The sequence below is a fragment of the Roseovarius halophilus (ex Wu et al. 2025) genome (assembly GCF_047086965.1).
On record NZ_JBKOTX010000039.1, the window covers coordinates 24381 to 35673 of the forward strand.

At 67.3% G+C, this 11293-nt stretch carries 14 protein-coding genes; all 14 read right to left on the minus strand.

Annotated features, from left to right (window positions below):
- Positions 1–12 precede the first annotated feature (12 nt).
- The gene (gene nuoE / locus ACH107_RS10330; protein WP_412505776.1) at positions 13–1125 is read right to left on the minus strand and encodes an NADH-quinone oxidoreductase subunit NuoE; all 1113 of its coding nucleotides are present in this window, start codon (positions 1123–1125) and stop codon (positions 13–15) included.
- Complete coding sequence (locus ACH107_RS10335) at positions 1126–1416, minus strand: hypothetical protein (protein WP_412505777.1); 291 nt, start codon at positions 1414–1416, stop codon at positions 1126–1128.
- Positions 1413–2633, minus strand: a complete 1221-nt coding sequence (locus ACH107_RS10340) for an NADH-quinone oxidoreductase subunit D (RefSeq protein WP_412505778.1) — start codon at positions 2631–2633, stop codon at positions 1413–1415. Before ACH107_RS10340 ends, ACH107_RS10335 begins: the two co-directional genes overlap by 4 nt.
- On the minus strand, positions 2633–2842 hold the full coding sequence (locus tag ACH107_RS10345; RefSeq protein ID WP_412505779.1) for a hypothetical protein: 210 nt from the start codon (positions 2840–2842) through the stop codon (positions 2633–2635). The genes ACH107_RS10340 and ACH107_RS10345 overlap by 1 nt, the downstream gene beginning before the upstream one ends.
- Complete coding sequence (locus ACH107_RS10350) at positions 2839–3009, minus strand: hypothetical protein (protein WP_412505780.1); 171 nt, start codon at positions 3007–3009, stop codon at positions 2839–2841. The genes ACH107_RS10345 and ACH107_RS10350 overlap by 4 nt, the downstream gene beginning before the upstream one ends.
- A 31-nt stretch (positions 3010–3040) precedes the next feature.
- Positions 3041–3652, minus strand: a complete 612-nt coding sequence (locus ACH107_RS10355; protein ID WP_412505781.1) for an NADH-quinone oxidoreductase subunit C — start codon at positions 3650–3652, stop codon at positions 3041–3043.
- A complete protein-coding gene (locus tag ACH107_RS10360; protein ID WP_412505782.1) occupies positions 3649–4275 on the minus strand; it encodes a NuoB/complex I 20 kDa subunit family protein in 627 nt (208 codons plus the stop codon). The genes ACH107_RS10355 and ACH107_RS10360 overlap by 4 nt, the downstream gene beginning before the upstream one ends.
- A complete protein-coding gene (locus ACH107_RS10365) occupies positions 4266–4631 on the minus strand; it encodes an NADH-quinone oxidoreductase subunit A (RefSeq protein WP_412505783.1) in 366 nt (121 codons plus the stop codon). Before ACH107_RS10365 ends, ACH107_RS10360 begins: the two co-directional genes overlap by 10 nt.
- Positions 4632–4862: 231 nt before the next feature.
- Positions 4863–5645: a crotonase/enoyl-CoA hydratase family protein gene (locus ACH107_RS10370; RefSeq protein WP_412505784.1), complete on the minus strand. Its 783-nt coding sequence runs from the start codon at positions 5643–5645 to the stop codon at positions 4863–4865.
- A 30-nt stretch (positions 5646–5675) separates the two neighbouring features.
- Entirely contained in the window at positions 5676–6527 is an 852-nt protein-coding gene (locus ACH107_RS10375; RefSeq protein WP_412505785.1) for a hydroxymethylglutaryl-CoA lyase, read from the minus strand.
- A 105-nt stretch (positions 6528–6632) separates the two neighbouring features.
- On the minus strand, positions 6633–7304 hold the full coding sequence (locus tag ACH107_RS10380) for a glutathione S-transferase family protein (protein ID WP_412505786.1): 672 nt from the start codon (positions 7302–7304) through the stop codon (positions 6633–6635).
- Positions 7301–9253: an acetyl/propionyl/methylcrotonyl-CoA carboxylase subunit alpha gene (locus ACH107_RS10385; RefSeq protein ID WP_412505787.1), complete on the minus strand. Its 1953-nt coding sequence runs from the start codon at positions 9251–9253 to the stop codon at positions 7301–7303. Before ACH107_RS10385 ends, ACH107_RS10380 begins: the two co-directional genes overlap by 4 nt.
- Complete coding sequence (locus ACH107_RS10390; RefSeq protein ID WP_412505788.1) at positions 9246–9680, minus strand: thermonuclease family protein; 435 nt, start codon at positions 9678–9680, stop codon at positions 9246–9248. Before ACH107_RS10390 ends, ACH107_RS10385 begins: the two co-directional genes overlap by 8 nt.
- 142 nt (positions 9681–9822) lie before the next feature.
- Positions 9823–11293: carboxyl transferase domain-containing protein (locus tag ACH107_RS10395; RefSeq protein ID WP_412505789.1), on the minus strand; the 1471-nt coding region annotated here is incomplete at its 5' end.

An 11293-nucleotide genomic window follows, 5' to 3' on the forward strand; every position in this document is an offset into this window, starting at 1 on the left:
CGGGCGTGCCGGTTAATTGACATCACCCTTCCTGGCGCGGTCGGAAAACTCCGTATCCTTGCCCTCTGCCAGCAATTTCGCCTGCGCGACCCAGTTGTCCCGGCTCACCCGGCCCTTGAACCCCTCGATGTTGTCGTCGACCCACGAGACCTCGTCCGCCGTCCATGCGGCGATCTGGTCGAAATGGTAGACGCCCAGCCCGTTGAGAAGCGTTTCCAGCTTCGGGCCGACGCCCTTGATCAGCTTCAGATCGTCCGCCCCGGTATCGCGGGGAGCGGCCATCAATTCCGGTTTCGTGCCCGCGTCGCCGGCGTCGGTCTGCGTTTCCTTCGCCGGCTTCGCGGGGGCCGCCGCCGTGACATCAACCGGGGTCTCGTTCAGTTTTACCGCCGGCGCCGCCGGGTCATGCCGCGCACCCTTGTCGCGCCACGGCGCCAACAGCGGCACCTCGGTGCCGTCGATCCGCTTGAGCGTGTCACCGATGGTCGTGGCCAGCTGAACACTGGCATTGTACTGCGTCTGCCCGCTGTCGAACTCCTTCAGGCTGCTGAGGCCCGTTTCGGGCTCCGACGCGTAGCGCCCGTTCTGCGGGCCGGGCGTCGGGACCTCGCCGGCGGCCAGCGCGTCGAGAATCTCGCCCATGCGCGCCGCCGTCAGATCCTCGTAATAGTCCTTGCCGATCTGGGCCATGGGCGCGTTCGCACAGGCACCGAGGCATTCCACCTCTTCCCAGCTGAACTTGCCGTCCGCGCTCAGCTCGTGCGGGTTGGGCGCGATCTTCTCGCGGCAGACCCCGACAAGATCCTCGGCGCCGCAGATCATGCAGGACGTGGTGCCGCAAACCTGCACGTGCGCCACGCTGCCCACAGGTTGCAGCTGGAACATGAAATAGAAACTCGCCACCTCGAGCGCGCGGATATAGGCAATGTCCAGCATGTTGGCCACGTGCTCGATAGCGGGGCGGCTCAGCCAGCCCTCCTGTTCCTGCGCGCGCCACAGCAGCGGAATGATCGCGCTGGCCTGGCGGCCCTCGGGGTACTTCGTCATCTGCACCTCGGCCCACGCCTGGTTCTCGGGCGTGAAGGCAAAGCTTTCGGGCTGCTCGTGATGAAGACGTCTCAGCATCTAGGCACAGGCTCCTGTGGTCAGTTTCACGCCGCCATTGGCCAGACGTTCGGCCTTCCCGGCGGCGAGTTGATATTGCGTGATCTCGACAACTTGCGCGCGCGTCAGGTCGGCCTGCAGCTCGACCGGCAGGTAATCGGAGTCGTACACCAGTTCGCATCCGATACTCGCGACGGCCTTCTCGTAGTGCCCGATCTGGTCGCGCGTGACACCCTGTGGCGGCAGCGCGCAGGCCGACGTGAGCACTCCACCAGCAACGACGCCAAGGGCTGACCGCCCGACTGTCATCATCGGTCGATCTCCCCGAAGACGACGTCCATCGTGCCGATGATCGCGGCCACGTCCGCCAACTGGTGCCCCCCGGCGACATGATCCATGGCCTGCAGGTGCAGATATCCCGGCGCCCTGAGCTTGGCCCGGTACGGCCGGTTCGTGCCATCCGCCACGAGGTAGACGCCGAACTCGCCCTTCGGCGCCTCGACCGCCGCGTAGACCTCGCCCTCCGGCACCCGGAACCCCTCGGTATAGAGCTTGAAGTGATGGATGAGCGCCTCCATCGACGTCTTCATCTCGCCCCGCGAGGGCGGCGTGATCTTTCCGCGAGTCAAAACGTCGCCCTGGTTTTCGGGCGCGCGCAGTTTCTCGATGGCCTGCCGGATGATCCCGAGCGACTGCCGCATTTCCTCCATGCGGCACAGGTACCGATCGTAGCAGTCGCCGTTCTTGCCGACGGGGACCTGGAATGCGAACTCGTCGTAGCATTCGTAGGGCTGCGCGCGCCGCAGGTCCCATGCCAGCCCGCTGCCCCGGACCATCACGCCCGAAAAGCCCCAGTTCTGGATATCCTCCTCGCTCACGACGCCGATATCGCAGTTGCGCTGCTTGAAGATGCGGTTCTCCGTCAGCAATCCGTCGATGTCGTCGATCACGCTCGGAAACTCGTCGGCCCACGTCTCGATGTCGTCCAGCAGTTCCGGCGGCAGGTCCTGATGGACACCGCCGGGCCGGAAATAGGCCGCGTGCAACCGCGCGCCGCAGGCCCGCTCGTAAAAGACCATCAGCTTCTCGCGCTCCTCGAAGCCCCACAGGGGCGGGGTGAGCGCGCCCACATCCATGGCCTGTGTCGTCACGTTCAGCAGGTGGTTCAGGATGCGCCCGATTTCCGAGTACAAGACCCGGATCAGCTGCGCGCGCCGCGGCACCTCGACGCCGGCCAGCTTCTCGATGGCAAGGCACCACGCGTGTTCCTGGTTCATCGGCGCCACGTAATCCAGCCGGTCGAAATACGGCAGGTTCTGCAGGTACGTGCGGCTCTCCATCAGTTTCTCGGTGCCGCGGTGCAACAGGCCGATATGCGGATCGCAGCGTTCCACGATCTCGCCGTCCAGCTCCAGCACCAGACGCAGCACGCCGTGCGCGGCAGGGTGCTGCGGGCCGAAATTGAGGTTGAAATTGCGTATCTGCTGCTCGCCCGTCAGGGCGTCGTCGAAACCTTTGGAGCCGTCCATCACGCATTCCCTCCGTCAAGCTTGTCCCGGAACGCCATGACCCAGAGAAGGATCAGCGCCCCGAGGGGTATGATCGATACCAGTGCCACCCAGCTCGGAATGCCGAATTTCGGCAGCAACCGCCAGAACGGGATGATCATCAGCGCCGCGAAGACCAGCAGCCACAACAGGCCGCCGCCTCCCATGCCGTATCCACCGCCCGCCATCATGTCGGGCCTCCTTTCCTTTTGGCCACGAAGACCATTATATAAAGCAGTACCAAGGCCCCGACCGGCAGGATCGCCACGAGCGCCCAGGGGCTGGCGATGCCGTAATCCGGCAGCAACTTCCAGAAGGGCACCACGAAGAGGACCGACAGGACGATCAACCAGATCATGCCGTCCCCTTTCGCGCTGCGTCCCGTCGGATCACTTGGCCGCCTCGTCGTTCTTCTCGTCGCCGGGCAGGATATAATCCGCGCCCTCCCACGGCGACATGAAATCGAATTGCCGGTATTCCTGTACCAGTTTCACCGGCTCGTAGATCACGCGCTTCTGCACCTCGTCATACCGCACCTCGGTATAGCCCGTCGTGGGGAAATCCTTGCGCAGCGGGTACCCGCGGAAGCCGTAATCGGTCAGGATGCGCCGCAGGTCGGGATGGCCGCTGAACAGGATGCCGAACATGTCGAAGACCTCGCGCTCGAACCAGTTGGCACTCGGGTGTACCCCGGTGATCGACGACACCATGTCCTCCTCGCGTACCGCGGTGCGCAGGCGGATGCGCTGGTTCTGGTACATGCTCAGGAAATGGTAGACGACGTCGAACCGCTTGGGGCGTTCGGGATGGTCGACCCCCGTGATGTCAACCAGCGTCGAGAACCTGCATGTCTGGTCCGTCTTCAGGAACTCGACAAGTCCCACGATATTGGCCAGCGCCACGTCGACCGTCAGTTCGCCGTGGCTGATGGTCCAGCCCAGCACGCAATCGGGGCGCTTCATCTCGATATGAGCACCCAGTTCCTTCAGCGCTTTGGTCATCTCACGATCGTCCCTGTCCGGCGGATTTTGCGTTGTAGCTGCATGATGCCGTACATCAGCGCCTCCGCCGTCGGCGGGCAGCCGGGCACGTAGACATCCACGGGCACGATCCGGTCACAACCTCGCACCACGCTGTAGCTGTAATGATAGTACCCGCCGCCGTTGGCGCAGCTGCCCATCGAGATAACGTATCGCGGCTCGGGCATCTGGTCATAGACCTTGCGCAGTGCCGGCGCCATCTTGTTGGTCAGCGTGCCGGCCACGATCATCAGGTCGCTCTGCCGCGGGCTGGCGCGCGGCGCGGTGCCAAACCGCTCCATGTCGTAGCGCGGCATCGAGGTGTGCATCATTTCCACCGCGCAGCAAGCCAGCCCGAAGGTCATCCAGTGCAGGCTGCCCGAACGCGCCCAGTTGACGATGTCCTCGGTCGAGGTGACGAGGAAGCCCTTGTCCTGCAACTCACGGTTCAGATCCTGCGCGGCGACGTCGCGGTCGAATCCGGCCTTGTACGCCTCGGCCGGCGCTCGGGCGGACGGCCCGCTCTTGACCCGTTCCTCCTGCGACCCCTGACCTTGTGTCTCGGTCACGACGGCGTCGCTGCCGGTCTCGCTTTCTACTCCCATTCCATCGCTCCCTTGCGCCATTCATAGGCAAACCCGGCGGTCAGCACCGCCAGGAAGACCATCATCGACCAGAATGCCACCATCGAGATGTCCTGGAACGCGACCGCCCACGGGAACAGCAACGCGATCTCCAGATCGAAGATGATGAAGAGGATCGACACCAGGTAGAACCGGACGTCGAATTTCATCCGCGCATCGTCGAAGGCGTTGAACCCGCATTCGTAGGCGCTCACTTTTTCGGGGTCCGGATGCCGCACGGCCAGCACGACGGCCGCGAGAACGAGAAAAAGGCCAAGACCGATCGCGATGGCCAGCAATACGAGAACGGGAAGGTATTCCCTCAGCATCTCTTCCACGTGGTGGCTCCTTTCACGCGCGTCGCGGCGCGGTCAGATGGCTGTCATGACATTCCATATAGGGTTTAACCCTGCCCCATGGTCGGGTCAACCAAGGCCGGCGATATTCAAATCCCGCAAAACCCTGATTTTCCCGCGTTGCATACTTTCGCATGCGGCAGAAAGCCACCCCGAAAAACCGTTTCCTTGGGGCAGTATAACAAACCTTCCGCCGCGCGCGAAAGGGGCATGTCACTCCACCCAGCCGGGCTTGCGCCGTTCAAAGAACGCGCCGACGCCCTCGACGGCCTCTTCGCCGGTCCAGCAGGCGCTCAGCTCGGCGGCGGTATGCTCGATCGTCGCCGCGTCGATCCGCGGCCCGAGCTCGCGCAACAGCGCCTTGGCGCGCGCCACCGCGCCCGGCGCGCATGACAGGTACGGCGTGACCTCCGCCTCGATGGCTTGGTCCAGCTCCACCGCCGGAACCGCCTGCGCCAGCAGGCCCAGCCGTACAGCCTCGGCCGCGTCGAACCGCCGGCCCGACATGAAGACGCGCCGCGCCCACGCTTCTCCCATCCGGGCCGCGACGTAAGGCCCGATCGTGGCCGGGACGAGCCCCAGCCGCGTTTCCGTGAAGGCCATCGCGGCATCCGCGGCGCCGATCGCCACGTCACACGCGCAGATCAGCCCGATCCCGCCCCCGAAGGCATTGCCCTGAACCCGCCCGATCAATGGTTTCGGCAACGTGTTGAGCGCCTGCAGCATGTGGGCAAGCGTCGCCGCCTCGCGGCTGCGGGTATCGGGCGCCGCCTCGAACTGGGCGCGCATCCACCCCAGATCGCCCCCCGCGCAGAAGCTTTCGCCGCGCGCAGCAAGGATCACGACCCGCACGGCGTCATCGGCGCCCAATTGCTCGACCGCCGCGTGCAGGTCGGCGATCATGCGCGCCGACATCGCGTTGTGCTTTTCCGGCCGGTCCAGCCACAGGGTCGCGACGCCGCGTGTATCCCGCTCGATGCTGATCGTCTCGAACATGCCGTTCTCCTTGTCCCTCGCTCGATGGGGTCAGCCCCGAAGACCGCGCGCCATTTGGGCCGCCCGCGACAGCACGTCACGGTCGAGCCCGGTCCCGTATCCAAGCTCCGCCAGCCGGTCGTGAACAGCCTCGGTCGCCACGTTCCCGGCCGCGCCAGGGGCAAACGGACATCCGCCGAGCCCCGCGATCGCCGCATCGAAGACACGCACCCCCCGCGCCAGCGAGGCCTCGATATTCGCCAGCGCCCGCCCGGCAGTGTCGTGGAAATGCCCGGCCAGCGCCGCGGCGGGCACCTCGTCCAGCACGGCCGACAGCATCGCATCCACGGCGTCGGGGCGGCCATGCCCGAGCGTGTCACCCAGGCTGATCTCGTAGCACCCCATGCGGTAAAGGCGGCCGGCAAGCCACGCCGCGCGGTCCGGTGCAACCGCACCGTCATACGGACAGTCCACGACGCAGGAAACGTAGCCCCGCACCGGCACGCCGGCCTCTCGCGCCGCCGCGATCACCGGCGCGAACCGCTCAAGGCTCTCGGCCACCGTCGCGTTGATGTTGGCACGCGAAAACCCGTCGGAGGCCGAGCCGAACACCGCGACCTCGTCGGCACGGGCCGCCAGCGCCCCCTCCAGCCCGCGCATGTTGGGCGTGAGCGCGGCATAGCGCACACCCGGCGCGCGCCGGATGCCGGCCAGAACCGCGGCCGACTCCGCCATCTGCGGCACGCGCGCCGGGTTGACGAAACTGGCCACCTCGATCCGGCCGAAACCGGCCCCGCTCAGGCAATCGACCAGCGCGATCTTGTCCGCGGCGGGGATCGGGCGCGGTTCGTTCTGCAGGCCGTCGCGCGGGCCGACCTCGAAAATCTCCACGCGCCCGGTCATCGCGGCGCCCCGGGGCCTGCGCACTCACCCGGACCAACACGTAAAACACGCCGGCACAACGCGCCAGACAGGCGGTCGGCAAGGCAAAGCGGGCAGCGCACGGGTTCAGGCATCGTCGGGCACCGGGTAGAATTCCCTGTCATACAGCAGGGCGCTTTCCGGCCCCGGCAGCGCGGCCCGGAAGCCCGGCCGCGCGGTCAGCCGCGCATACCACGCCGCCGTTTCGGGAAAATCGTCAAGCGCCGCGAAATGCCGCGCCATGTAGACGGCCTGCCCCACGCAGATGTCGCAGGCCGAGAAACCGCTGGTCAGCAGGTGATCACGGTTTTCCACGGGCGTCGAAAGACGCGCCTCGATCGCGGCATAGCATTTCTTGAGGCGCGCGGCCTCCAGCTTCATCACGACGGGGCTGCGCATCGCGTCCTCGTAAAGCATTATGTGCTGCTGCGTCAGCGCGGCGACGTGCTGGCTGATGGTTTCGGCGAAATGCACCCAGACCAGCCACGCCATGCGGTCCATGTCGCCGGGCAGCCGGCCAAGCCCGGCCTCCGGGAACCGCTCGCATAGATACTCGACGATGGCGCCGGATTCGAACATCCGCTCGCCCTCGATCTCCAGAGCCGGCACGCGCCCCGCCGGCGACAGGCTCAGGAAATCCGGCGCGCGAAGCGACTTGTCGAAGGCATGTTCGAGAACCCGGAACTCGACCCCCAGCTCGTTGAGCAACCACAGCACCCGCATGGAGCGGGTCTGCGCGGCGTGGTGCAGCGTGATCATGCCGGTCCCTCCGTATCCGCGGGGTCAAGCCGCACCAGCGCGGTGCCCGCCGCCACCGTGCCCCCCTCGGGCACCAGCACCTCGGCCACGACGCCGTCGCGCGCGGCGCACAACGTGTGTTCCATCTTCATCGCCTCCAGAATGGCCAGCCGGTCCCCCTCGGCCACGGCCTGACCCTGCCGCGCCAGAACCGACTTGACCAGCCCCGGCATGGGCGCCTCCACCGTGTCGGTCCCGCCGGAGGCCAGCGCGGCGCGCGCCAGCGGGTCGACGATCTCGATACCCAGCCCGTACCGCGCGAAGACCGTCACCAGATCACCCGTCACCGCGACATGCGGCGCGGCCTGCCCGTCAAGCTGCCAGCGCCCGCCAAGTCGCCGCGCCGCGACCGTGGTGTCCCACACGGTGATGTCATGCGCGTCGGCCGACAGGCTGCGCAAGATCACCGGCACCTCCTCGCCCTGCCAGCGCAGCAACAGCCGGCGCGCCATCGGCGCCCAGAGCGTGAAACCGGTCTCGGCCCCGCACGTCTCCAACAGCCCCGTTGCCGCCAACGCGGCCAGCGCCATGTCGGCCGGGCGCGGCCCGGGCACCTCGATAAGTGCGTCGAGGTCCCGCGCGATCAGCCCGGTATCCACCTCGCCGCGCGCGAAACCCGCGTGCCGCGCCAACGCCCCGAGAAAGGCGAGGTTCGTCACCGTGCCGGCCACCTCCGTCCTCTCCAGCGCCATCGACAGCCGCCGCAACGCGCCCGACCGGGTTGCCCCGCGGGTGATGACCTTGGCGATCATCGGGTCGTAATGCGGGGAAATCTCGTCGCCCGCGCGCACCCCGCTATCGGCGCGGCACCCGTCCGCGAAGCGCAGATGCCGCACCTGCCCGGTGGCGGGCAGGAAGCCCTTGGGCACGTCCTCGGCGTAAAGCCGTGCCTCGAAGGCGTGACCGTCGATCGCCAGTTCCGACTGGCAAGCCGGCAGACCCTCGCCGGCGGCGATGCGTAGCTGCCACTCCACAATGTCGACGCCCGTGATCGCCTCGGTCACCGGGTGTTCGACCTGCAACCGCGTGTTCATTTCCATGAACCAGAAGCCGTCAGGACGCAGCCCGGCGGCGCCGTCTACGATGAATTCCACCGTGCCCGCCCCCTTGTAGCCGATGGCCTCGGCGGCGCGCACCGCCGCGCGGCCCATCGCCTCGCGCATCTCGGTCGTCATGCCGGGGGCCGGCGCCTCCTCGATCACCTTCTGGTGGCGCCGCTGGAGCGAGCAGTCCCGCTCGAACAGGTGCACCGCGCGGGTACCGTCGCCGAAGACCTGAACCTCGATATGGCGCGGCGTCTCGATCCATTTCTCGATGAGCACGGAGTCATTGCCAAAGGCGGTCCGCGCCTCGGCCTTGGCGGAGTCCAGCGCCTCGACGAAACGCCCGGGCGAATCGACCTTGCGCATGCCCTTGCCGCCGCCGCCCGCCACGGCCTTGATCAGCACCGGGTAGCCGATTGCCGCGGCCTCGACCTCGAGATGGCCGGGATCCTGGTCGGCGCCCTGGTAGCCGGGCACGACCGGCACGCCGGCCCGTTCCATCAACGCCTTCGCCGCGTCCTTGAGCCCCATCTTGCGGATCGCGTCCGCCGAGGGGCCAATGAACACCAGCCCCGCCGCCTCGACCGCCTCCACGAAATCCGGATTCTCGCTCAAGAACCCGTAGCCCGGGTGGATGGCCTGCGCGCCCGTCTCCCGCGCGGCGCGAATGATCGCCGCCCCGTCGAGATAGCTCTCGGCCGGGCTGGCCCCGCCCAGATGCACGGCCCGGTCGGCCAACGCGACGTGCCGCGCGCCGCGGTCGGCATCCGAGAACACGGCCACCGTGCCCACGCCCATGGCGTGCGCCGTCTCGATCACCCGGCAGGCGATCTCGCCCCGGTTGGCGATCAGGATCGTGTCAAACATCGAAACCTCCGAAGCCGTCTGCGCACCAACCGGTGCGCCTGCCACCTTCGTACCAGCGGGCCAGCCCAGCATCGACCATGCGCCGCGCCACCCCGTGACCATCCACAAGGAGCACGGTCAAGGCACGGCCATACCGGTCCTGCCCCTCGGTGCGCACACTGATTTCGGAACCTGACCAGAGGATCCAGCGAAGCATGGCCGTCGCCTTCTGGGCATCTACGAATTCCCGCAGGCATCGTGCCCGCAATTCCGGCGTGTCATATCCAATGACACGCCCCGTGATCACGCCCCGCGACGGGCAAAGAAGGCGCACGGTGTCTCCATCGATCACCTGGACGACCCGGCACCCGTCCGCAGGCTTGACCAGTCCGTTCACCGCGTCGACGACCGGCGGAAGCAGCACGGCGCCAAGGGTCAAACCTGCCATCAACAAGCCAAGCCGCCCCTTCAAGGACCGGCGCGGCCCGCCCGGCGGCGTTCCAAGATCCCAGCTAGGATGGCGGCGCGCGCCCCTGTAGTAACGGATAACCCGACCTCTGCCACTGGTCTTGCGCTTCATCCTCCCATCCTCACATCCTGAACACGCCAAAGCGCGTCTCCTCGACCGGGGCGTTGAGCGCGGCCCGCAGGCTCAGCGCCAGCACCTGCCGGCTCTTGCGGGGGTCGATCACCCCGTCATCCCACATCCGCGCACTGGCATAGAGCGGGTGGCTCTGGCGTTCGAACATCTCGATGGTGGGGCGCTTGAACGCGGCTTCCTCCTCGGCGCTCCAGCTTTCGCCCTGTCGCTCGATGCTCTCGCGCCTGACGGTTGCCAGAACGCCTGCGGCCTGCTCCCCGCCCATCACCGAGATGCGGCTGTTGGGCCATGACCACATGAACCGCGGCTGGTAGGCGCGCCCGGCCATGCCGTAATTGCCCGCGCCGAAACTGCCGCCCACCACCATGGTGATCTTGGGAACGCACGTCGTGGCCACCGCCGTGACCATCTTGGCCCCGTGCCGGGCGATGCCCTCGTTCTCGTAGGCGCGGCCCACCATGAACCCGGTGATGTTCTGCAGGAACACCAGCGGCGTGCGCCGCTGCGAACACAGCTCGACGAAATGGGCGCCCTTCTGCGCGGCCTCGGAGAAGAGCACGCCGTTGTTGGCCACGATGCCAACCGGGCAGCCTTCGACATGGGCAAAGCCGCAGACCAGTGTTTCGCCGAAACGCGCCTTGAACTCGTCGAAGCGCGACCCGTCGACCAGCCGCGCGATGACCTCGCGAATGTCGTAGGGCGTGCTCAGGCTGGCCGGCACCACGCCGAGCAATTCCCCGGGGTCGTGGGCGGGCGGCTCGGGGGGCGCCCATTCGGGGCCGGGAACGCGACCGGCCCGACCCGCCGAGCCCACGGCCTGCCGCGCCAGCGCCAGCGCGTGGGCGTCATCCTCGGCAAGGTAGTCGGCAACGCCCGACAGGCGCGTGTGCACGTCCCCGCCCCCGAGGTCCTCGGCGGTGACGACCTCGCCCGTGGCGGCCTTCACCAGCGGCGGCCCGGCGAGGAAGATCGTCCCCTGTTCCTTCACGATGATCGTCACGTCGGACATGGCGGGCACGTAGGCCCCGCCGGCGGTGCAGCTTCCCATCACCACCGCGATCTGGGGAATGCCCTGCGCGCTCATGTTGGCCTGATTGTAGAAGATGCGCCCGAAATGGTCACGGTCGGGGAACACCTCGTCCTGGTTGGGCAGGTTCGCGCCCCCCGAATCCACGAGGTAGATGCAGGGCAGCCGGCATTCCGCGGCGATTTCCTGTGCGCGCAGGTGCTTCTTGACGGTCATCGGGTAGTAGGTGCCGCCCTTCACCGTCGCGTCGTTGCACACGACCATGCAGTCGCGCCCCTGCACGCGGCCCACGCCCGCGATGACGCCCGCGCAGGGCGCCGCCCCGTCATAGAGCCCGTGCGCCGCCGTGGCCCCGACCTCTAGGAACGGGCTGCCCGGATCCAGCAGGGCCGCCACGCGCTCCCGCGGGAGCATCTTGCCGCGGGCCTCGTGA

Bases quoted from the DNA above. Each gene is read 5' to 3' on its own strand.
- ACH107_RS10370 (WP_412505784.1), bottom strand. From the start codon at position 5,645: ATGTTCGAGACGATCAGCATCGAGCGGGATACACGCGGCGTCGCGACC.
- ACH107_RS10390 (WP_412505788.1), bottom strand. From the start codon at position 9,680: ATGGCAGGTTTGACCCTTGGCGCCGTGCTGCTTCCGCCGGTCGTCGAC.
- ACH107_RS10380 (WP_412505786.1), bottom strand. From the start codon at position 7,304: ATGATCACGCTGCACCACGCCGCGCAGACCCGCTCCATGCGGGTGCTG.
- ACH107_RS10385 (WP_412505787.1), bottom strand. From the start codon at position 9,253: ATGTTTGACACGATCCTGATCGCCAACCGGGGCGAGATCGCCTGCCGG.
- ACH107_RS10350 (WP_412505780.1), bottom strand. From the start codon at position 3,009: ATGATCTGGTTGATCGTCCTGTCGGTCCTCTTCGTGGTGCCCTTCTGG.
- ACH107_RS10345 (WP_412505779.1), bottom strand. From the start codon at position 2,842: ATGATGGCGGGCGGTGGATACGGCATGGGAGGCGGCGGCCTGTTGTGG.
- nuoE (WP_412505776.1), bottom strand. From the start codon at position 1,125: ATGCTGAGACGTCTTCATCACGAGCAGCCCGAAAGCTTTGCCTTCACG.
- ACH107_RS10340 (WP_412505778.1), bottom strand. From the start codon at position 2,633: ATGGACGGCTCCAAAGGTTTCGACGACGCCCTGACGGGCGAGCAGCAG.
- ACH107_RS10355 (WP_412505781.1), bottom strand. From the start codon at position 3,652: ATGACCAAAGCGCTGAAGGAACTGGGTGCTCATATCGAGATGAAGCGC.
- ACH107_RS10360 (WP_412505782.1), bottom strand. From the start codon at position 4,275: ATGGGAGTAGAAAGCGAGACCGGCAGCGACGCCGTCGTGACCGAGACA.
- ACH107_RS10375 (WP_412505785.1), bottom strand. From the start codon at position 6,527: ATGACCGGGCGCGTGGAGATTTTCGAGGTCGGCCCGCGCGACGGCCTG.
- ACH107_RS10335 (WP_412505777.1), bottom strand. From the start codon at position 1,416: ATGATGACAGTCGGGCGGTCAGCCCTTGGCGTCGTTGCTGGTGGAGTG.